The organism is Burkholderia sp. 4M9327F10 (assembly GCF_005503145.1).
In the GTDB taxonomy this organism is placed as follows: domain Bacteria; phylum Pseudomonadota; class Gammaproteobacteria; order Burkholderiales; family Burkholderiaceae; genus Paraburkholderia.
Genome location: NZ_SCNV01000001.1, coordinates 205,778 through 225,530, shown reverse-complemented (window position 1 = coordinate 225,530; position 19,753 = coordinate 205,778). Strand labels below are relative to the sequence as shown.

Annotated in this window: 20 protein-coding genes; 15 read left to right on the top strand and 5 right to left on the bottom strand. The window is 64.8% G+C overall.

Translation table 11 applies throughout. The features are described from left to right. Positions 1–4: 4 nt before the first annotated feature. Genes FFS45_RS01015 through phnG form a run of 4 tightly spaced genes read right to left on the bottom strand, consistent with a single transcriptional unit; the run spans position 5 to position 3,265 of the window. Entirely contained in the window at positions 5–913 is a 909-nt protein-coding gene (locus tag FFS45_RS01015; RefSeq protein WP_137952824.1) for an alpha-D-ribose 1-methylphosphonate 5-phosphate C-P-lyase PhnJ, read from the bottom strand. Then, positions 910–2,124, bottom strand: a complete 1,215-nt coding sequence (locus tag FFS45_RS01010) for a carbon-phosphorus lyase complex subunit PhnI (RefSeq protein WP_137952823.1) — start codon at positions 2,122–2,124, stop codon at positions 910–912. Before FFS45_RS01010 ends, FFS45_RS01015 begins: the two co-directional genes overlap by 4 nt. Next, positions 2,124–2,750 (bottom strand): phosphonate C-P lyase system protein PhnH, encoded by a 627-nt coding sequence (gene phnH, locus FFS45_RS01005; RefSeq protein WP_137952822.1) that lies wholly within the window; start codon positions 2,748–2,750, stop codon positions 2,124–2,126. The genes FFS45_RS01010 and phnH overlap by 1 nt, the downstream gene beginning before the upstream one ends. A 23-nt stretch (positions 2,751–2,773) precedes the next feature. Then, the gene (gene phnG, locus FFS45_RS01000) at positions 2,774–3,265 is read right to left on the bottom strand and encodes a phosphonate C-P lyase system protein PhnG (protein ID WP_137952821.1); all 492 of its coding nucleotides are present in this window, start codon (positions 3,263–3,265) and stop codon (positions 2,774–2,776) included. A gap of 178 nt (positions 3,266–3,443) precedes the next feature. Between phnG and phnF the strand changes: the two genes are divergently transcribed. From phnF to FFS45_RS00980, 4 genes are all read left to right on the top strand, one after another. Further along, positions 3,444–4,202, top strand: a complete 759-nt coding sequence (gene phnF, locus FFS45_RS00995; RefSeq protein WP_137952820.1) for a phosphonate metabolism transcriptional regulator PhnF — start codon at positions 3,444–3,446, stop codon at positions 4,200–4,202. Beyond that, on the top strand, positions 4,199–4,960 hold the full coding sequence (locus FFS45_RS00990) for a DUF1045 domain-containing protein (protein ID WP_137952819.1): 762 nt from the start codon (positions 4,199–4,201) through the stop codon (positions 4,958–4,960). Before phnF ends, FFS45_RS00990 begins: the two co-directional genes overlap by 4 nt. After that, positions 4,957–5,514 (top strand): phosphonate metabolism protein/1,5-bisphosphokinase (PRPP-forming) PhnN, encoded by a 558-nt coding sequence (gene phnN / locus FFS45_RS00985; RefSeq protein WP_137952818.1) that lies wholly within the window; start codon positions 4,957–4,959, stop codon positions 5,512–5,514. Before FFS45_RS00990 ends, phnN begins: the two co-directional genes overlap by 4 nt. A 137-nt stretch (positions 5,515–5,651) precedes the next feature. Continuing rightward, positions 5,652–6,854: a M20 aminoacylase family protein gene (locus FFS45_RS00980; protein WP_137952817.1), complete on the top strand. Its 1,203-nt coding sequence runs from the start codon at positions 5,652–5,654 to the stop codon at positions 6,852–6,854. Positions 6,855–6,886: 32 nt separating this feature from the next. Here the strand turns inward: FFS45_RS00980 and FFS45_RS00975 are convergent, their stop codons facing one another. Further along, positions 6,887–7,720 carry an IclR family transcriptional regulator gene (locus FFS45_RS00975; protein WP_137952816.1) on the bottom strand — a complete coding sequence of 278 codons (834 nt, stop codon included), beginning with the start codon at positions 7,718–7,720 and terminating at the stop codon, positions 6,887–6,889. Between the two features lie 282 nt (positions 7,721–8,002). Between FFS45_RS00975 and FFS45_RS00970 the strand changes: the two genes are divergently transcribed. From FFS45_RS00970 to FFS45_RS00920, 11 genes are all read left to right on the top strand, one after another. After that, positions 8,003–8,707 carry a FadR/GntR family transcriptional regulator gene (locus tag FFS45_RS00970; RefSeq protein WP_137952815.1) on the top strand — a complete coding sequence of 235 codons (705 nt, stop codon included), beginning with the start codon at positions 8,003–8,005 and terminating at the stop codon, positions 8,705–8,707. A gap of 99 nt (positions 8,708–8,806) precedes the next feature. Further along, entirely contained in the window at positions 8,807–9,697 is an 891-nt protein-coding gene (gene ltnD / locus FFS45_RS00965; RefSeq protein ID WP_137952814.1) for an L-threonate dehydrogenase, read from the top strand. Between the two features lie 16 nt (positions 9,698–9,713). Continuing rightward, positions 9,714–11,057 (top strand): 3-oxo-tetronate kinase, encoded by a 1,344-nt coding sequence (gene otnK, locus FFS45_RS00960; protein ID WP_137952813.1) that lies wholly within the window; start codon positions 9,714–9,716, stop codon positions 11,055–11,057. Continuing rightward, positions 11,054–11,710 (top strand): aldolase, encoded by a 657-nt coding sequence (locus FFS45_RS00955; RefSeq protein WP_137952812.1) that lies wholly within the window; start codon positions 11,054–11,056, stop codon positions 11,708–11,710. Before otnK ends, FFS45_RS00955 begins: the two co-directional genes overlap by 4 nt. A 136-nt stretch (positions 11,711–11,846) precedes the next feature. Next, positions 11,847–13,187, top strand: a complete 1,341-nt coding sequence (locus FFS45_RS00950; protein ID WP_137952811.1) for an MFS transporter — start codon at positions 11,847–11,849, stop codon at positions 13,185–13,187. A gap of 72 nt (positions 13,188–13,259) precedes the next feature. Next, positions 13,260–14,069, top strand: coding sequence for a 2-oxo-tetronate isomerase (gene otnI / locus FFS45_RS00945; RefSeq protein ID WP_137952810.1), 810 nt, complete (start codon positions 13,260–13,262; stop codon positions 14,067–14,069). Beyond that, complete coding sequence (denD, locus tag FFS45_RS00940; RefSeq protein ID WP_137952809.1) at positions 14,066–15,046, top strand: D-erythronate dehydrogenase; 981 nt, start codon at positions 14,066–14,068, stop codon at positions 15,044–15,046. The genes otnI and denD overlap by 4 nt, the downstream gene beginning before the upstream one ends. A gap of 214 nt (positions 15,047–15,260) precedes the next feature. Next, positions 15,261–16,463 (top strand): 3-oxoadipyl-CoA thiolase, encoded by a 1,203-nt coding sequence (gene pcaF, locus FFS45_RS00935; protein ID WP_137952808.1) that lies wholly within the window; start codon positions 15,261–15,263, stop codon positions 16,461–16,463. A gap of 392 nt (positions 16,464–16,855) precedes the next feature. Continuing rightward, positions 16,856–17,563: a response regulator gene (locus tag FFS45_RS00930; RefSeq protein ID WP_137952807.1), complete on the top strand. Its 708-nt coding sequence runs from the start codon at positions 16,856–16,858 to the stop codon at positions 17,561–17,563. A 134-nt stretch (positions 17,564–17,697) separates the two neighbouring features. After that, positions 17,698–18,495 carry an alpha/beta fold hydrolase gene (locus FFS45_RS00925; RefSeq protein WP_137952806.1) on the top strand — a complete coding sequence of 266 codons (798 nt, stop codon included), beginning with the start codon at positions 17,698–17,700 and terminating at the stop codon, positions 18,493–18,495. An 83-nt stretch (positions 18,496–18,578) separates the two neighbouring features. After that, positions 18,579–19,700, top strand: a complete 1,122-nt coding sequence (locus FFS45_RS00920; protein WP_137952805.1) for an ATP-binding protein — start codon at positions 18,579–18,581, stop codon at positions 19,698–19,700. Positions 19,701–19,753: the final 53 nt, after the last annotated feature.

Sequence of the window (19,753 nt, the reverse complement as noted above, 5' to 3'; positions counted from 1 at the left end):
GCGCTCATGCGGATTCTCCTTCGGCTTGATCGCCTGCCTGCTGTTCGCGGCGTTCGTGGCAGTAATCGCTATCCGAGCAGACGAACATGCGTGTGCCCGCATCGTCGACGATCATTTCGTCGAGGAAGCTTTCCTTCGAACCACACAGCGCGCAGGCGTGCTCCCAGCGCTGGATTTCGAACGGATGGTCGTCGAAGTCGAGGCTGCGCACCTTGGTGTACGGCGGAATGGCGTGGATGCGCCGCTCGCGCCCGGCGCCGAACAACTGCAGCGCGGGGTTCATGTTCATCTTCGGATTGTCGAACTTCGGGATCGGCGAGGGCGAGGTCAGATAGCGCTCGTTGACGATCACCGGATAGTCGTACGTCGTGGCAATGCTGCCGTGATGCACGATGTCCTCGTACAGCTTCACGCTGATCAGGCCGTAGTCGGCCAGTGCATGCAGCTTCTTGCTTTCGGCCACGCGCGGTTCGAGCCGGAATAGCGGCTCGGGCATCGGCACCTGGTAGACCAGAATCTGCTTGTCGGTGAGCGGCGTCTCGGGAATCCGGTGACGGGTCTGCACGATTGTGGCTTCCGCGGTGCGGCGCGTGGTCGCCACGCCGGCCGTGCGTGCAAAGAAGCGGCGGATATTGACCGCGTTGGTGGTCTCGTCGGAACCCTGGTCGATCACCTTCAGCGTATCGCTACGGCCGATGATCGCGGCGGTCACCTGGATGCCGCCCGTGCCCCAGCCGAACGGCAAGGGCATTTCGCGCGAGGCGAACGGCACCTGATAGCCGGGCACCGCAACGGCTTTCAACAGCGAGCGGCGGATCATCCGCTTGGTTTGCTCGTCCAGATAAGCGAAGTTGTAGCCAACGGCGGCGCTGTCGAAGGGCTCGCTGGCCATGAGTGTTTCGGGCGCGTTCATGCGGCTTGCTCCTGCTGATCGTGGCCGTTGGCGCTTTGCAGTGCCGTAGGCGCTTTTACGTGTTCTGCTGGTTGTTCCTGCCGTGCCGCCTGCTCCGCTTGCGCGGCATGCTGCGCCCGCAAACGGCGCACCAGTTCAAGCTCGGCCTGGAAGTCCACGTAGTGCGGCAGTTTCAGATGCTGGACGAAGCCGGACGCTTCCACGTTATCGCTATGCGACAGCATGAATTCGATATCCTGGGTCGGCGAGGAGAGTGTTTCACCGAGCTCTTCGGCGCGCAGTGCGCGGTCCACCAGCGCCATGGCCATGGCCTTGCGCTCCGAATGACCGAAGGCGAGACCGTAGCCCTGCGTGAAGGTGGGCGGCACCTCGCCACTGCCGGCAAACTGGTTGATCATCTGGCATTCGGTAATGTCGATCTCGCCGATCTCCACCGCCTCGCCCAGTTCATCCAGTTCCATCTCGACGCTTACCGAGCCGAAGCGGATTTCGCCCGCGAACGGATGCGAGTTCGCATAACCGCGCTGCGTTGCATAGCCCATCGCCAGCAGGAAGCCTTCGTCGCCGCGTGCAAGATTCTGTAAGCGGGTGGCGCGATTCGCCGGGAACGAAAGCGGCTCGCGCGTCAGGTCGCCCGGTTCGGCTGCGCCGGGAATGGGCGTTTCCTGCTCGATCAGCCCTTCCTTGTTGAGCAGCGTGACGACGCGCGGCATCGATTCCGGCCTGGCGTCGGGTGCTGCGGCGGCGCTCTTGTGGGCATCTTTGCCGGCGCTTTTGGCGGATTCTTCGCCGTTGGCCTGCGCTTCAGCCATCAACGTGAAATCCAGCAGGCGTTGCGTGTAATCGTAAGTGGCGCCGAGCAACTGCCCGCCCGGCACGTCCTTGAAGGTGGCGGAGATGCGCCGCTCGACGACCATCGCTTCGCTATCGAGCGGCTGCGTGTAGCCGAAACGCGGCAATGTCGTGCGATACGCACGCAGCAGGAAGATCGCCTCCACCAGATCGCCTGCGGCCTGCTTGATGGCCAGTGCGGCGAGCTCTTCGTCGTACACCGAGCCTTCGGTCATCACACGGGCCACCGAGAGACGCAATTGCTCACGGATCTGTCCGACGCTCAATTCAGGCAGCCGCGTATCGCCGCGGCGTGACTTGTCGAGCAGGCGCCACGATGCTTCGATCGCGCGCTCTCCACCCTTGACGGCAACGTACATCAGTTCACCTTTGCATGAGTTGTGCGCGGCAAGCCGATCAGCGTGCTGCCGCAGACGAGATAGCAATCGATGCCGCACGGAAACAGCGGCGCCAGGCTGGCGCGTTCGCGCCAGAAGTGTTCGGGCAGGCCGAGCGGCGAGATGGTGGCGGTGTGCTCGATGCCGGGGCCGCTCAGCACGACTTGCGGGCCGCCGGTCAGCGCTTCCACGCGGATCAGCAGGGTCACCGATTGCTCCGGTGTTTCCGCTGCGCCGAGCGAGAAATGTTCGAGTTCCGGCAACAGCGCGGCGTCATGGATATAGGCAAACGCCGCGTCGTGTACCTCGTCGACCAGCGGCGCGCCGGTATGAAAGCGTAATGCGGAGGCCAAGGCGGCGTCCGGCTCCGCGAGCCAAACCGGCGTAGAGTAATCGCACAGCGTGAGCAGCGCGGCGAGGGCGGCCAGATCGGCGCGTGAGCGGTGCGAGCCCGACGCTTGCGCGGCCGGCAGCACGTTTTCCACCACGCCTACCGTGCCGGGCCGCGACAGCGCGTCGAGCAGCGTGCGGAACACCGCCTGGGTATCGTGCACCGGATCCACAAAGCCGGGGGCGAGGGTGGAGAGGGCAATCTGTGAGGAGTTCATCGCGTGTTTCGTCAGGTTGTCCATCAGTCGCCTCGCACCATCGTGAAGAATTCGACGCGCGTGGACGCGGCTTCCTGGCGCCGTGTGGCGCGCCGTTCGGCGAGCTGGGCGGCGAGCGGTTCGATCAGTTGACCGTGCAGCCGCGCGTGCTGCTCGGGCAGTTGCAGCAATGCGTCTGCAATGGCGGCGAGTTCGGCGCGGCGGCGGTCGCGGCCCAGGTGGCAGGCCACGCCCACCGGCGCATGCTCGGCCGGGCTGCGCAGGCGCAGCGTGGCGCGGGTGACGGTGGCTTCGCCGAGATTGAAGGCGTCGCCACTGCCGCCGACGCGGCCGCGCACCATGGCAAGACCGGTTTCCGGCGGCCGCAGCCAGTCGAATTCCGGGGGGCTCGCGCCATCCAGCGCGCGAGTCAGTGCGGCTTCAAGTTCGGCGCGCGGCGTGTGCGCGAGCACGGCCATCCATGCGCGCCGCGTGGCGGAGGAAGGCGAGGCGGCAGTGACACTAGGGGCACTCATCGGGGTTCCTGTTGATCCAGCGAGACATCATTTGACCATCTATTCATCTAAACGTCTAGACGTTTAGAGCTAAAATGGTTGTGCTTGCGGCACACTCGTGTTTTCATATTTCCATCACGGCTTGCGCACTACAATGCACGTCACAACGAATATTTGAACTGAAGGGAATGACAGCACCATGACATCGAACGATACCGCCATGCCGGGCACGCAGCTCGAACGGGGCGCGGGCGTTGCCGTGTGGCGGCAAATCGAGCAGATCCTCGCCGCGGAAATCGCGGCCAGCGGTTTCGGCGCAGAGGGACGCCTGCCGAGCGAAGGCGAACTGGCCAAGCGCTTCGACGTCAATCGCCATACCGTGCGCCGCGCCATGCTGGGCCTCGCCGCTCTGGGCCTCGTGAGTGTGGAGCAGGGGCGCGGCACGTTCGTGCAACCCGGCGCGATCGACTATACGATTGGCCGCCGCACCCGCTTTACCGAGAACCTGCGCCAGCAGCATCACACCACGGCCGGCGCCATGTTGTCGGCGGCGCGCGTGAAGGCCGAGCCGAATGTCGCCAAGGCGCTTGGCCTGCGCGCCGGGGCCGCGGTTTACCGGATCGAGACGCTCAACCAGTCGGACGGCGTGCCGCTGACCTATGCACGCAGCTGGTATCCCGCGGCGCGCTTTGCGGACCTGCCTGACGTGCTCCAGCGTACCGGCGGTATCACCAAGGCGCTGGCCGAATTCGGCGTGTCCGACTACCTGCGCAAGTGGAGCCGCATCGGCAGCGTGCTGCCGGAGGCGGAAGTGGCGCGGCGCCTGAATATCAACCGCCAGCAGCCGGTCTTGTGGGTCGAGAACGTCGACGTCGATCTGGAAGGCGTCCCGGTCAAATACGGCGTGACGCACTTTGCTGCGGACCGCGTGCAACTGATGGTGGAAAACGACGTATGAGCAGCGCGGCGTGGGGGGTGAACGAGGCGAACGAAGGGTTCGAATGGTCAGCCGAGGCGCGTTTTGCGGTGTATTACGCACCATCGCGCGATTCTGCATGGTGGCAGGCCGGTTCTGAATGGCTCGGCGGCGACGTGGAAAGCGGCCTCGCCTACACGCCGCCGCAACCGCTCACGCTCGCCCGTCCGGTGAGCGAACTGACCCAGGCGCCGCGCCGTTACGGCTGGCATGGCACGCTGGTCGCTCCCTTTCGGCTTGCTGACGGCGTGACGCCGCGCACGGTGCTCGATGACGCGCGCCACTGGGCCCAGCAACGCCTCCCTTTTAGCTTGCGGGTCGAAGCCGCCACGCTAGGCGATTTCGTCGCGCTGCGGCCCGCTGAACCCGTGGGCGAAGCCGGCATGCGCGAGCTGGCCTCGAGCGCCATGCGTACGCTCGGCGGCTTGCGGGCCAAGCCGTCCGCAGCCGATCTGGCACGCCGGATGGCGGCCCCGTTGACCGAGCGCCAGCGCGCCTTGCTGGTCGAATGGGGCTATCCGTACGTGTTCGACGAATTCCGTTTTCATATGACGCTGTCCAGTTCGCTCGAAGCCGTGGATGAACGCGCGGCGCTCGTCGCGTGGTGGCACGACAGGATTGCCGCGCTGGGGCCTCTGGTGGTCGACGCTGCGGCGCTGTTCGTCGAACCGGCGCCCGGCGAACCCTTCGTGCTATGGCAGCGCTTGCCGTTTCAGACTGGTGGAGTGGAGCAACAATGAATGGCCGTTTGATCTACGTGATGGGCCCGTCCGGCGCGGGCAAGGATTCACTGCTGGGGTTCGCGCGTAACCGGGTCACCGGCGAGCCTATCCTGTTTGCGCATCGCTACATTACCCGGCCGAGCGGCAACGGCGAAGATCACGTCGAGTTGACGCCCGAAGAGTTCGAGACGCGCTCCGCACTCGGCCTCTTTGCGCTGGAATGGTCGAGCCACGGCTTGCGTTATGGCATCGGCATCGAACTCGACGGCTGGCTCGCGCGCGGCTGCACGGTGGTCGTCAACGGCTCGCGTCAACATCTGGAGCAAACGCTCCGCCGTTATCCGGCCGCGGACATTGTGCATGTCGACGCCGCGCCGCATGTGCTCGAAGCGCGCCTCGGCGCGCGGGCCCGCGAGAACGCGGAGCAGGTCGCGGCGCGGCTCGCGCGGCGTGCACCGTTCTCATTGCCGGATGGTGTGCAGATGACCACCATCGACAATTCCGGCGCACTCGAAGACGCCGGCCGCGCGTTTGTCGAAGTGGTGCGCGGCGCGGCGACTCACGGTCTTTAACGGCATGGGCACGGGCACGGGCATGGGCGGCACGGTTAGCGCTCACGCCCGAGCGCCAGGCGCTCACACGATAGTGTGGCTACAATGCTGGCCAGTTCGCCGCGCTGGCTGCGGCGCCCAACAATTCGGAGTCCACGATGAACGAAGCATCCCATGCCGCCGGCCAGTTCACTGAAGTCGAACATCTCGCGCCCGTAGCGGAGCAACTGCGCGAGATTCGCCACCACATCCATCATCATCCGGAGCTCGCTTACGAAGAGGTCGCAACCGCCGCGCTGGTTGCAGGGAAGCTCGAGCAATGGGGCTGGCAGGTGACGCGCGGAGTCGGGCGCACCGGCGTGGTCGGCACGCTCAGGGTGGGCGAGGGCGTGCGCAGCATCGGGATTCGCGCCGACATGGACGCGCTGCCGATCGTCGAAGAGACCGGTCTGCCTTACGCAAGCGGCACGTACGGCAAGATGCATGCGTGCGGCCACGACGGCCACACCACGATGCTGCTCGGCGCGGCTGAGCACCTCGCGAAGACGCGGCGGTTCTCGGGCACCGTCCATCTGTATTTCCAGCCGGCGGAAGAAAGCGGTATCGACAGCGGCGCGAAGAAGATGATCGAAGACGGCCTGTTCGAGCGCTTTCCGTGCGATGCCGTGTTCGGCGTGCATAACCATCCGGGTGCGGAGCCGGGCGTGTTCCTGTTTCGCAAGGGGCCGTTCATGTCGGCGGGCGACAAGGCCATTATCACGATCGAGGGCGTGGGCGGCCACGCGGCGCGTCCGCACCTGACGGTGGACCCGGTGGTGGTGGCGGCAAGCATTGTGATGGCGCTGCAGACCATCGTGGCGCGCAATGTCGACCCATCGCAACCGGCCGTGGTGACGGTCGGCTCGATGCATGCGGGCACCGCCAACAATGTGATTTCCAGTACTGCCAGGCTTGAATTGAGCGTGCGCTCGTTCAGCCCGGAAGTCCGCGCGCTGCTGAAAAAACGCATCATCGAACTGGCCGAGAGCCAGGCGCAAAGCTATGGCGGCAAGGCGCTGGTCGAGTACATCGAAGGCTACCCGGTGGTCGTCAACTCGGAGGCGGAAACCGAATTCGCGATCGAAGTGGCCCGCGAACTGGTGGGCGACGACAAGGTGGTCGCGCAAACTGACATTCTGATGGGTAGCGAAGACTTCGCGTTCATGCTGCAACAGCGGCCGGGGACGTTCCTGCGTATTGGTAATGGAGTGGGCGAGGACGGCTGCATGGTGCACAACCCGCACTATGATTTCAACGACCGGAATCTGACGGTTGGTGCGGCTTATTGGACACGGTTAGTCGAGCGCTATTTGGGGGATTGAGTGGGGCAGCAAGCGCGGGATTGAGCCCCCGCCTACCCGCGCCGCGCCACCAGATCCGACACATTCTGCGCCGCCTGCTGCAGCGGCTCCAGAAACGCCTTCACCATCTGCTTGGCCGAATTGCGCTGCGCATTGCCGCTGATATTCATGGCCGCAATCACCCGCCCCTGCCGGTTGCGAATCGGCGCGGACAGCGAAATCAATCCGCCTTCCAGTTCCTGATCGACAATCGCCCACCCCTGGCGGCGCACCTGGGCGATGATCTTTTTCAGCTCTTCCTTGTCGGTGACCGTACGCGGCGTGTGCGCGTACAACTGCGTCGAACCGAGCGTGGCGTCGAGCGTCTGGTCATCGAGCGCGGCGAGCAGCACCCGGCCCATCGACGTGCAATACGCCGGCAGGCGGCTGCCGATCGAAAGGTTGATCGTCATGATCTTGTGGGTTGGCACGCGCAGCACGTAGACGATTTCCGTGCGGTCGAGCACGGCTGCCGAACAGCTTTCGTGGACTTGCGCCGAGAGCTCTTCCATCACCGGCTCGGCCAGGTTCCAGAATGGCATCGAGGTCAGATAGGCGAAGCCGAGATCCAGAATCTTCGGCGTCAGGCGGAACAGGCGCCCCTCCGCTTCGACATAGCCGAGCGTCTGCAAGGTCAGCAGAATGCGCCGCGCTCCGGCCCGCGTGAGGCCAGTGGCGGCGGCCACGTCAGTGAGCGTCTGCTCGGGGCGCTCCGCGTTGAACGCGCGGATCACCGCCAGACCGCGCGCGAATGACTGGACATACGAGTCGCCCGGCTTGTCCGGGGCGTCCGTCACGTCAGGCGCGCTGGCAGGATCGGCGGTAGACGCTTGAGGGGCTTTGCTCATGGGCCTTTTCAGGGAAATGCGTGGGATAACGGGGCGTGCCGCCTGCGGGTGCAAGGAACGGGCGTCTGCCCGGCCTGCGCGCAGATGTGCGGAAAGCCGTGAAGATAGCTTATGCCTTGAATTTCGCCAACCTCGCCGATTTTCTATCTGCGTAGCGCCTTGGCAAACCCGGCGTGCTGAGAGGGGCACCCGCCCCTCGGCGTCGAGCCCAGGGTTTTCGTGGATGCAGATTTGATCTGTAATTTGTATGATGACCCGATAACATGACTAATTGAGAGTCACATGTTCGAAAAGATTCCCGCCCGCGCATTGAGCGACACGGTTGCGCAGCAGTTGCTCAAGCAGATCGATAAAGGCACCTTTGCGCGCGGCGGCAAGCTGCCGACCGAAGCCGTGCTGGCCGAGCAGTTCGGCGTGAGCCGCACGGTGATCCGCGAGGCGATTTCGCGCCTGAAGAACGAGGGCGTGGTGGAGCCGCGCCAGGGCAGCGGGGTGTTCATCGCTGCGCACGGCGCGATCCGGCCGCTGCGCATCGACTACGCAGAAGCGGTGGAAGCCGGTTCGGTGTTGCAGATTCTCGCGCTGCGCCGGGCGATCGAAGCCGAGGTCGCCTCGGAGGCCGCGATGCGTCGCAGCGACGCCGACATGATGTCGATCGACGCCGCGCTGGCAAAGATCGACGAGGCAGTAAGCGAGGGGCAGGACGGCGTCGCAGAGGACGTGGCCTTTCATCGCGCGATCGCTGTGGCCACCGGCAATCCGTATTTCCTCAAGACACTCGCGTTCCTGAATCAGTACCTGGAGGCCGGCACGGTCATCACGCGCCGCAACGAGGCGCTGCGCGAAGACTTTTCGCGCCAGGTGCGTGACGAGCATGCGGCGATTGTCGCGGCGATTCGCGCCGGCGATCCGATGGCAGCGCGTAACGCCGCCCGCACGCACATGTACAACGCCGCCCGCCGTCTGGCGGAGGCCGGCATTTGCTGAGCCTTGACCATTCATTGATCCGTGAGGCGTGAGCGCAGCGCGCGGGTGTACCGGCGGCGCGAGCGCCTCGAACGATACGAATCTCACCCGGAGTAGAGCATGTCCAGAAATGTCGGAGTCATCGGCCTGGGAGCAATGGGGCTGGGCGTTGCCCACTCGTTGCTGCGAGCAGGTTTCAGGGTGCACGCGTGCGACTTGCGCAGCGCCGTGCTGGAGCGCTTCGCTGCAGAGGGCGGCATCCCCTGTGCAAACCCCGCTGACCTGGGGGCGCAGTGCGAGGTGGTCATCACGCTGGTGGTCAACGCGGTGCAAACCGAGGCGGTGCTGTTCGGCGCGCAGGGCGCGGTGGCCGGCATGAAGCCGGGCGGGGTGGTGATCGCGAGCGCGACGGTTGCCCCTGACTTCGCGATCGAACTTGGCCAGCGCATCGAGGCCGCCGGGCTGCAGATGCTCGACGCACCCGTGTCGGGCGGTGCGGCGCGCGCCGCATCCGGCGAGATGACCATGATGACCTCAGGCCCCGCCGCGGCCTACGCCGCCTGCGAGGATGTGCTGGCCGCCATCGCCGGCAAGGTTTACCGGCTGGGCGATGCGCATGGTGTCGGCTCGAAAGTGAAGATCATCAACCAGTTGCTCGCGGGCGTGCACATCGCCGCCGCCGCGGAAGCCATGGCGCTTGGTTTGCGCGAGGGCGTCGACGCCGAATCGCTCTACGACGTGATCACGCATAGCGCCGGCAATTCGTGGATGTTCGAGAACCGCGTGCCGCACATCCTCAAGGGCGATTACACGCCGCTCTCGGCAGTGGATATTTTCGTCAAGGATCTTGGCCTCGTGCTGGATACCGCGCGTCGTTCGAAATTCCCGTTGCCGCTTTCGGCTGCGGCCCATCAGATGTTCATGATGGCGTCGTCGGCCGGGCACGGCGGCGAGGACGACTCGGCGGTGATCAAGATTTTCCCCGGCATCGACGTGCCGGCGGCGAAGTGATAGCAGGAGCACTGCCATGACCTCTTCATCGCCGCGGCCGCTTCTAGGCTGTATTGCCGACGACTTCACCGGCGCGACGGACCTCGCCAACATGCTGGTGCGCGGCGGCATGCGCACGGTTCAGACCATTGGCGTGCCGCGCTCAAACGAACCGGTGGCGGCCGATGCGCTGGTGGTTGCGCTGAAATCGCGCACCATCCCGGCCACCGATGCGGTATCGCAATCGCTCGCCGCGCTCGACTGGTTGCGCGCGCAAGGTTGCCGTCAATTTTTCTTCAAGTACTGCTCGACCTTCGATTCGACGGAGGCGGGCAATATCGGTCCGGTTACGGATGCGTTGCTCGATGCGCTGTCTGGCCCTGGCTCCATTTCTAGCTCTGCCGGGCAGCAGGATGATGGCGCAGAAGCCTTCACGATCGCTTGCCCAGCGTTTCCCGAGAACGGACGAACAATCTGTCGCGGCCATCTCTTCGTCGGTGACGTATTGCTCAACGAGTCCGGCATGGAGAACCACCCGCTCACGCCGATGACCGACGCGAATCTCGTGCGTGTCTTGCAGCGGCAGACGGCGTCGAAGGTCGGGCTTGTGCGTTATGACCGCGTGGCGCACGGCGTGGAGGCGGTGCGCGAGTCGTTTGACGCATTGAGGCGCGATGGCGTGCGCATGGCGATTGCCGACGCGCTCTCGGATGCCGATCTGCATACGCTGGGTGAGGCCTGCGCCGATCTCAAGCTGATCACAGGCGGCTCCGGCGTCGCACTCGGCTTGCCGGCAAACTTTCGCCGCGCCGGGTTGCTGAGCGGGACGGCAGACGCGGGTCGCTTGCCGTCAATCGGAGGCCGCTCGGTCGTGCTGGCAGGCAGCGCCTCCAAGGCGACCAACGCGCAGGTCGCGGCCTGGCGCGCAAGCCGGCCGGCGTTTCGTATCGACCCGCTGGCGGCGGCGCGCGGCGAGCCGGTGGTCGATCAGGCGCTTGCCTTTGCACGTGAACACTTCGGCGCTGACCAGCCGGTGCTGATCTACGCCACTGCGACACCCGACGAAGTGAAAGCCGTCCAGCGTGAACTCGGTGTCGAACAGGCGGGACACCTGGTCGAAAGCACGCTGGCTTCTATCGCACGCGGCTTGCGTGAACTGGGCGTACGCAAGTTCGTGGTCGCGGGCGGCGAGACCTCGGGTGCGGTGGTCCAGGCGCTCGACGTGCATACGCTGCGCATCGGCGCGCAGATCGATCCAGGCGTGCCGGCCACCGCAACCACCGGCGATGCGCCGCTGGCGCTCGCGCTCAAATCCGGCAACTTCGGTGCGTCTGATTTCTTTGCCAAGGCGTTGCGCCATCTCGATGGAACGGTGTCATGACGTTAGGAATCCATAGCGGTGAGGAAGCCAGAATTCGCGAGGAAATCTGCGTCACGGGGGCGAGCCTGTATCAGCGCGGCTATACCGTGGGAACCGCCGGCAACATCAGCGCACGCCTCGACGACGGCTGGCTGATCACGCCGACCGATGCCTGTCTCGGCCGGCTCGATCCCGCGGAGATTGCCAAGGTCGACCTGGCGGGCAACGCGGTATCCGGCGGCAAGCCGTCGAAGACGCTGGCGCTGCATCGTGGCATCTACGCGCGCAACGCGCAAACCCGCGGCATCGTGCATACCCATTCGACGCATCTGGTGGCCTTGACGCTGGCGGGCGTGTGGAGCGAGGCCGACGTACTGCCGCCGATCACCCCGTACTACGTGATGAAAGTCGGTCACATTCCGCTGATCCGCTACCGGCGCCCCGGCGCTCCCGAGGTGGCGGAGCAGATCGCCGCACTGGCCGACACCGTGCGCGGCGTGCTGCTGGAGCGGCTCGGGCCGGTGGTCTGGGAGCGCTCGGTGGCGCAGGCTTCGTACGCGCTGGAAGAGCTGGAGGAGACGGCGCGCCTGTGGCTGATGACGAACCCGCGTCCGGCGCCGCTCGACGCCGCGGCGCTCGACGAATTGCGCCTCGTGTTCGGCGCACGCTGGTAGCGCTGGCTAACAGAGGCACGCCCGAAGGCGAGGCGGCACGCCCCAAAGCCGGGCTTTGCGACGCGACTGATAACCATAAAGCCCGATGGCTGCCGCAGGCAGCCTATCGCAGGCCTTTTATCAAAGGAGACAATGCATGAGTTCTTACCAGGCGGCTTCTATCCGACCCGACGGTCTCGCTGCAGAGGTCGCCGGACAACCTGGCACGGCCGAAGTTGAACGCACCTACAGAAAGGTATTCTGGCGCATCGTGCCGTTCCTGATGCTGTGCTACGTGGTCGCGTATCTCGACCGCGTCAACGTCGGCTTTGCGAAACTGCAGATGTCGACGGATCTCGCGTTCAGCGAAACGGTATTCGGCCTCGGCGCCGGCGTGTTCTTCATCGGTTACTTCCTGTTCGAGTTGCCGAGCAATATCCTGATGCACAAGCTCGGCGCGCGCATCTGGATCGCACGGATCATGATCACGTGGGGTCTGCTGTCCGCGGTGTTCGTGTTTGTGAAGACGCCCGCGCAGTTTTACATCCTGCGTTTCCTGCTGGGGCTGGCCGAAGCCGGCTTCTATCCCGGCGTGATCCTGTACCTGACTTACTGGTTTCCGTCGCATCGGCGCGCGAAGATCATCGCGGTGTTCATGTCGGCGATTCCCGTCTCGGGCATTTTCGGCAATCCGCTGTCCGGCTGGATCATGCAATCGTTTCATGGCAATCAGGGCTTTGCCGGCTGGCAATGGATGTTCCTGATCGAAGCGGTCCCGGCTGTCGCAATCGGGATTGCAACGATCCTGTACCTCGACAATGGCATCGCCAACGCCAAATGGCTCAGCCAGCGCGAGAAGCGCCTGCTCACCGACGACATTGCCGCGCAACAGCAGGAGAAGACCCGAACCCATTCGCTGCGCGGCGTGTTTCGCGATCCGCGCACGTGGTGGATGTCGCTGATCTACTTTGCCTTCGTCACCGGGCAGTATGGCTTGACGTTCTGGATGCCCACGCTCGTCAAATCGACAGGCGTGAGCGGGTCGTTCGAAATCGGGCTGCTTAGCGCGATTCCTTTCCTTTGTGCGATTGTCGTGATGAACCTCATGGGCCATAGTTCGGACCGGCTGCGCGAGCGCCGCTGGCATCTGATCGGGCCGGCGCTGTGCGGGGCGATAGGCTTTACGGTTGCCGCTTCGTTTGCGCACAATACCGTGGTGTCCATCGCGTTCCTGTCGCTCGCGGCGGCCGGCGTGCTGACCTGCGCGCCGTTGTTCTGGTCCTTGCCTACGGCCTTCATGTCGGGCGCAACAGCGGCCGCCGGTATCGCCATCATCAATTCGATCGGCAATCTGGCCGGTTTTGCGAGCCCGTACATGATCGGTTATCTGAAGGATCTGACGCACAGCACGCAATCCGGCATGTATGTGCTGGCCGGCATGCTGGTGATCGGCGCGCTTGCCGTCTGGTTCACCCCGGCGAAACTCGTCAACCGGTAAAGATATCCGCATTTGCCTGTCCGCCAGGTGCGCAGGGTGCCAGGCGGTTCAATCGTAAAAGGAGTTGTTGCAATGCCTCGCTTCGCTGCCAACCTGACGATGATGTACAACGAGCACGGTTTCCTTGAGCGTTTCGCCGCTGCGGCGCGCGACGGTTTCAAGGCCGTGGAGTTTCTGTTTCCCTACGATTTTCCGGCCGCGGCATTGAAGGCCCGCCTGAGCGACCATGGGTTGACCCAGGCGCTCTTCAATGCGCCGCCGGGCGACTGGGCGGCGGGCGAGCGCGGCATTGCCTCGCTGCCCGGCCGCGAGGACGAGTTTCGCCGCAGCATCGACACCGCGCTCGGCTATGTACGCGAGCTCGGCAACCGCAAGCTGCATGTGATGGCCGGCCGGATCGCGGAGGGGCAATCGCGCGAGCGGCATCGCGAGGTGTATCTGCAGAACCTGGCCTACGCGGCTCGCACTGCCCAGGCCGACGGCGTCACGGTGGTGATCGAGCCGATCAACACGCGCGATATCCCCGGCTTTTTTCTCAACCGCCAGGATGAAGCGCAGGCAATCTGCGCGGAAGTGGGCGCGCCGAACCTGAAGGTGCAGTTCGACTGCTATCACTGCCAGATCGTCGAGGGCGATCTGGCAGTCAAGCTCAAGCGCGATATGGCGGGTATCGGCCACATCCAGATTGCCGGCGTGCCCGAACGGCATGAACCGGACATTGGCGAACTGAACTACCCGTACCTGTTCGATCTGATCGACCAGCTCGGGTACGACGGCTGGATTGGTTGCGAATACAAGCCTCGTTCGGGTACATCGGAAGGTTTGGGCTGGCTCAAGCCGTATCTGGAGAATCACTCCGGTCAAGGACAACACGCATCATGAAAGTACTGATCACTGGCGGTGCGGGTTTTCTCGGCCAGCGGCTCGCGCGTGAACTGCTGGCGCGCGGCACATTGAAAGACGCGCATGGCGAGCCGCAGCCGCTGACCGAGCTCGTGTTGCTGGACGTGGTTGCGGCGAGTGGGTTTAACGATAACCGGGTGCGCATCGAGGTCGGCGATATCGCCGAGCGCAGCGTGCTGGAAGGCGTGATCGACGCTGGAACGTCGGCCATCTTCCATCTGGCCGCGATTGTCAGCGGCCAGGCTGAGGCGGATTTCGAGCTTGGCATGCGCATCAATCTCGATGCCTCGCGGCTGCTGCTCGAAACCTGCCGGATGCGCGGCCACCATCCCCGGGTGGTATTTACGAGCTCGGTCGCGGTGTATGGTGGCGAGATGCCCGATCTGGTTCGCGACGAGACGGCGCTCAATCCGCAATCTTCATACGGTACGCAGAAGGCGATAGCGGAACTGCTGCTGAACGACTACACGCGGCGTGGCTTCGTCGACGGCCGGGTGTTGCGGCTGCCCACCATCAGCGTGCGTCCCGGCAAGCCGAATGCAGCGGCTTCGTCGTTCGCGAGCGGGATCATCCGCGAACCGCTGAACGGCGAGCGCGCAATGTGCCCGGTGGCCGGCAGCACGCGGCTGTGGCTGCTGTCGCCGAGGAAGGCGATTGCCTGCCTGATTGCGGGGCTCGAACTCGACGCGGCGGCGCTCGGCAAGCAACGCGTGCTGAATCTGCCGGGCATTTCGGTGAGCGTCGACGAGATGGTCGCGGCGCTGCGGGAAGTTGCCGGCGATGAGGTGGTGCGGCGTATCGACTGGCAGGCCGATCCTCGCATCGAAAAGATTGTCGGCAGTTGGCCGGGCCGCTGGGACACCCGCCGTGCCGAGCAACTTGGCCTGCCGGTCGAAACGGACTTTGCGGACGTGATCCGCAGCTACATCGAGGACGAGCATTTGCGGGCCGGCTGACGGCGAAGGCGGCGCGGCGTCGTTTCGGGCCGCCGCCTGCCGGTATCGTCCCCGTCGCCCGTCGCCCGATGTGCCCCCATCGTCCACGCTTGACATGGTTTCCTGGGCACGCCTATCATCATGATTCATTGTTCGATATGCGATCTAGTGTTCGTATATAGAACATTTTGCATCCTCGTGATACCGCCGAGGCAGCGCCCAACTGGAGACACTCATGACTGAAGCTTTCTTGTGCGACGCGATTCGCACGCCGATCGGCCGTTACGCGGGTTCGTTATCGTCGGTGCGTGCCGACGACCTCGGCGCAGTGCCGCTCAAGGCGCTGATGGAGCGCAACAAGGAAGTCGACTGGAGCGCCGTCGACGATGTGATCTACGGCTGTGCCAACCAGGCGGGCGAAGACAACCGCAACGTCGCGCGCATGTCGCTGCTGCTTGCGGGGTTGCCGCAGGCGGTACCGGGTTCCACCGTGAACCGCCTGTGCGGTTCGGGCATGGACGCGGTGGGCATTGCTGCACGCGCGATCAAATCCGGTGAGGCCGCGCTGATGGTGGCGGGCGGTGTCGAAAGCATGAGCCGCGCCCCGTTCGTGATGGGCAAGGCGACGAGCGCGTTTTCGCGCCAGGCGGACATCTTCGACACGACCATCGGCTGGCGTTTCGTCAATCCGCTCATGAAGCAGCTGTACGGCGTCGATTCGATGCCGGAAACCGGCGAGAACGTCGCCACCGACTACCACGTGAGCCGCGCCGATCAGGACGCGTTTGCGCTGCGCAGCCAGCAGAAGGCCGCCCGTGCGCAACGCGACGGCACGCTGGCGCAGGAAATCATCGCGGTGACCATCGCGCAGAAGAAGGGCGATCCGCTCGTGGTGTCGCAAGACGAACATCCTCGCGAGACCAGCCTCGAGGCGCTCGCCAAACTGAAAGGCGTGGTGCGCCCGGACGGCACCGTGACCGCCGGCAACGCCTCGGGGGTGAACGACGGCGCCGCGGCTTTGCTGCTGGCGAACGAAGCGACCGCCAAACGTTTCGGCCTGACGCCGCGGGCGCGGGTGCTCGGCATTGCCACGGCCGGGGTTGCGCCGCGCGTGATGGGCATTGGCCCGGCGCCGGCCACGCAAAAGCTGCTGGCGCGGCTGAACATGACGGTGGATCAGTTCGACGTGATCGAACTGAACGAGGCGTTTGCCTCGCAGGGCCTGGCGGTTCTGCGCGCGCTCGGCGTGGCGGACGACGATGCCCGCGTGAATCCGAACGGCGGCGCGATTGCGCTGGGTCATCCGCTCGGCATGAGCGGCGCACGGCTGGTCACCACCGCGATGTATCAGTTGCAGCGCACGCAAGGGCGCTTTGCGCTCTGCACAATGTGTATCGGCGTCGGCCAGGGTATTGCGATCGCCATCGAGCGCGTCTGATCGAGGCGCATCCACGCGTCTGATTGCCGGCAGCGGCAAGCTTACAGACAAAGGCCCCATTCGTTAGCGAATGGGGCCTTTTGTATTTCAGCCGTGGCTTGCGGGTGTTTGTCGTTTAGGGGCCACATGGTCCCGAGTGTGCGCGTCGGATTGGCTGGAGAATTGTCGAGTTTTGTCGCCTGATCCCGGCCCTGCCGAAACTCTCCGCTATGCTATGACGCCCCGAAGTGGGGTGGGCTTCGCCGCCGGCAAGCAGGGGAGGTGGGCGTCGCGGTATGATCCTGTGATTCTGCGTGCCCTGGCGGCGACGCTGGCCGCCCTCATCGGGTTTTGCACGGCGGCGGCGCTTTTCTGCCGCTATCGAACCCCTGTCAGTTCCAGACGATTCACTCATGCCTTTCCGGATTCTGCTCGTCGAAGACGATAATCGCCTGTCCGCGCTGGTCGCGGGCTATCTGCGCAAGCACGACTATGAAGTCGAGGTGGTGCTGAACGGCAACGACGCAGTGCCCGCCATTCTCAAGCGCCAGCCGGACCTCGTGATTCTCGACGTCAATCTGCCCGGCAAGGACGGTTTCCAGATTTGCCGGGAGGCGCGCGAGCAATTCGACGGCGTGATCATCATGGTGACCGCGCGCGACGAACAGTTCGACGAAGTGCTGGGCCTCGAATTCGGCGCGGACGATTACGTCCACAAGCCAGTCGAGCCGCGCGTCCTGCTGGCGCGCATCAAGGCGCAGTTGCGCCGCGTGGCGGGGCGCGGCGCGGAAGTTTCCGGCCAGCCTGAGCGCTTTACCTTCGGCAAGTTCGAAATCAACCGGGCGACGCGCACCGTCACCCTGCCGGACGGCACCCGCCCGGACCTGACTTCCGCGGAATTCGACCTGCTGTGGGCGCTGGTGAGTTGCGCGGGCGAGGTGGTGAGCCGCGACGACCTGATGCGGCAACTGCGCGGCATCGAATTCGACGGCCTTGACCGCACCATTGACGGCGGCATTTCGAAGTTGCGCCGCAAGTTGCACGACGATTCGGGCACGCCGCAGCGTATCAAGACCGTGCGCGGCAAGGGGTATCAGTTCAGCAAGGTGGCGTGGGAGTAGAGCGCTGATCGCGTCCCCCGGCGGCAGTCCTCTCCCCGGCGCGACAAAACTCCACACAGACTGGTCTCAAATCGACAGTCGCGCGCGCGTCGCATGGCTAGTATCGCAAGCTCTTTCATCTCAAAGCCTGCGTCATGCCCGCCCGTGCCTTACCCCTCTCGAAACATGCTGTTTTGATGATTCATGGCCTGGGCGGCACGCGTCACGATTTCGGCTCGCTCGACCGCAAATTCGAGCAGATCGGCTGCGATGTCTACCTGCCGTCGCTGCCGGGCCACGGCTCGCGTCCGGACCAGTTGAGCGGCGTCAGCCTGCGCGACTACATGCTCCTGCTGAGCCGCACGTATCGCGAGCTGATGACTCGCTATGAACGCGTCGACGTTGCCGGCATTTCGATGGGCGCCTTGCTCGCGGTGATGCTGAGCGCCCGTGAGCGCATGACCCGCGGCCGCCTGATCCTGCTCTCGCCACCGCTTTTCCTCGACGGCTGGGGCGGCTCGCGGCTGCGTCCGCTGCGCTACCTGCTGTACTGCGTGCCGGGCCTGCGTCATCTGATACGGGTGCCGGAGGGCGAGCCGTTCGGCATCAAGAACGACCGTATCCGCAACCTGATTCGCCGCGCGCTGCAAAAGGGCAGTGGCGTTCATTATCCGTATGTGCCGCTCGCCGCGATCGCTCAGGTGGACTGGATGCGCTTCGCGGTCAAACGCGCGCTGCCGCGGGTGGCCTGCGAAACGCTGGTGATGCACTCCGAAGAGGACGAGGTGACGAGCATCCGCTCGGCCGAATTCGTCTGCGAACACCTCGGCAGCCGCGACGTCACCCTGGTACGCCTGACCGACAGCTATCACATGATCACGCTCGACAACGAACGTGAAACCGTCGCCGACCGGACGCTCGCGTTTGTGCAGCGTCCCGATGTGCTAACGTGAGCGCCGCGCTGGCCGAACGAACCCGAAAAGGCTGAACGGTCTTCCCTGGCCGGCGCACGCCTTTTCCTTCGACGTCCGTGACCATGAATCCTGCCGCGCCCAAACTGTCCGCTTTGCGCTACCTCAAATGGCGCTGGCTGCACTTTCGCCGTTCCTGGACGGACACCCGTGCCGACCGCATGCCGAGCTGGTCGAGGCTCTATGTGCGGGCCTATCTTCGTCTGCTGGGCCTTGCGCTGGTGGTGGCCTTGATCCCGTTGCTCGTCCTGTCGTTCGAGCTGACGGCGGCTGTGGTCTGGCATGGCTTCGCCGCCTCGCCGGGCGGTCTCGTAGCGGCCCTGCTGGTGGTGTTCGGCGCACCGGCCGTGGTGACATACCGCTGGATGCGGCCGGTCTGGGTCGATCTGGTGATGGTGCGCGAGCGTGCCATCGACTTTACCGGCGGCCGCTTCAACACCCGGGCACGCGAGTCGTACAGCACGATCATCGGACCGCTCGCGCGCACGCTCAATGCGCTCGCCGAGCGGATGGAGCGGCTGATCGCCGCGCAACGCGAGTTGACCAACGGCATCTCCCACGAATTGCGCACGCCGCTTGCCCGTGTGCGTTTCGCGCTGGAGGTGTTGCGCGAGCCGGCTTCCGCCGCCGAGTACGAGAGCGCTCTCGCAAGCATCGACCAGGACGTCACCGAGCTGGACGAACTGATCGACATGAGCCTCACCTATGCGCGGCTCGAATACAGCTCGCTGCAATCGAATCTCGAAGCGACCGTGCTCACCACCTGGTTCGACAGCCAGGTCAACGATGCGGCGCTGCTCTACACCGAGAAGGAGATCGTGCCGCAGGTCGAAATCGACCCGGCACTGCGCGTAGTCATGGACAAGCGCCTGATGTCGTACGCGATGCGCAACCTGCTGCGCAACGCCAGCAAATACGCGCGCTCGCGGATTCTGGTGGGGCTGGCCGTGCGGCACGGCAATGTGGAGATCTTTGTCGAAGACGACGGCACGGGCGTGCCGGAAAGCGAGCGCGAGCGCATCTTCGACGCCTTTGTGCGGCTCGACCGCCACACCGGCGGCTACGGCCTGGGTCTCGCGATCACGCAGCAGGTCCTGCGCGCGCACAATGGCCGGATCGCGGTCACAGACCCCGTCAGCCTGCCGGGGGCGCGCTTCGAAATCAGCTGGCCGGCGGGTACGGTTTAAGCGGCTGCGGAGCCCCAGCGCAACTGCGATGAAGCCGGCCTGCGCTTCTTCTA

Coding starts and splice junctions, on each gene's coding strand:
- FFS45_RS00930 (WP_137952807.1), top strand. CDS start 16,856: ATGCCTTTCCGGATTCTGCTCGTCGAAGACGATAATCGCCTGTCCGCG.
- otnI (WP_137952810.1), top strand. CDS start 13,260: ATGCCTCGCTTCGCTGCCAACCTGACGATGATGTACAACGAGCACGGT.
- phnG (WP_137952821.1), bottom strand. CDS start 3,265: ATGAGTGCCCCTAGTGTCACTGCCGCCTCGCCTTCCTCCGCCACGCGG.
- FFS45_RS00955 (WP_137952812.1), top strand. CDS start 11,054: ATGACGTTAGGAATCCATAGCGGTGAGGAAGCCAGAATTCGCGAGGAA.
- phnF (WP_137952820.1), top strand. CDS start 3,444: ATGACATCGAACGATACCGCCATGCCGGGCACGCAGCTCGAACGGGGC.
- denD (WP_137952809.1), top strand. CDS start 14,066: ATGAAAGTACTGATCACTGGCGGTGCGGGTTTTCTCGGCCAGCGGCTC.
- phnN (WP_137952818.1), top strand. CDS start 4,957: ATGAATGGCCGTTTGATCTACGTGATGGGCCCGTCCGGCGCGGGCAAG.
- FFS45_RS00970 (WP_137952815.1), top strand. CDS start 8,003: ATGTTCGAAAAGATTCCCGCCCGCGCATTGAGCGACACGGTTGCGCAG.
- FFS45_RS01010 (WP_137952823.1), bottom strand. CDS start 2,124: ATGTACGTTGCCGTCAAGGGTGGAGAGCGCGCGATCGAAGCATCGTGG.
- otnK (WP_137952813.1), top strand. CDS start 9,714: ATGACCTCTTCATCGCCGCGGCCGCTTCTAGGCTGTATTGCCGACGAC.
- pcaF (WP_137952808.1), top strand. CDS start 15,261: ATGACTGAAGCTTTCTTGTGCGACGCGATTCGCACGCCGATCGGCCGT.
- FFS45_RS00990 (WP_137952819.1), top strand. CDS start 4,199: ATGAGCAGCGCGGCGTGGGGGGTGAACGAGGCGAACGAAGGGTTCGAA.
- FFS45_RS00920 (WP_137952805.1), top strand. CDS start 18,579: ATGAATCCTGCCGCGCCCAAACTGTCCGCTTTGCGCTACCTCAAATGG.
- FFS45_RS00975 (WP_137952816.1), bottom strand. CDS start 7,720: ATGAGCAAAGCCCCTCAAGCGTCTACCGCCGATCCTGCCAGCGCGCCT.
- phnH (WP_137952822.1), bottom strand. CDS start 2,750: ATGAACTCCTCACAGATTGCCCTCTCCACCCTCGCCCCCGGCTTTGTG.
- FFS45_RS00980 (WP_137952817.1), top strand. CDS start 5,652: ATGAACGAAGCATCCCATGCCGCCGGCCAGTTCACTGAAGTCGAACAT.
- FFS45_RS01015 (WP_137952824.1), bottom strand. CDS start 913: ATGAACGCGCCCGAAACACTCATGGCCAGCGAGCCCTTCGACAGCGCC.
- ltnD (WP_137952814.1), top strand. CDS start 8,807: ATGTCCAGAAATGTCGGAGTCATCGGCCTGGGAGCAATGGGGCTGGGC.
- FFS45_RS00950 (WP_137952811.1), top strand. CDS start 11,847: ATGAGTTCTTACCAGGCGGCTTCTATCCGACCCGACGGTCTCGCTGCA.
- FFS45_RS00925 (WP_137952806.1), top strand. CDS start 17,698: ATGCCCGCCCGTGCCTTACCCCTCTCGAAACATGCTGTTTTGATGATT.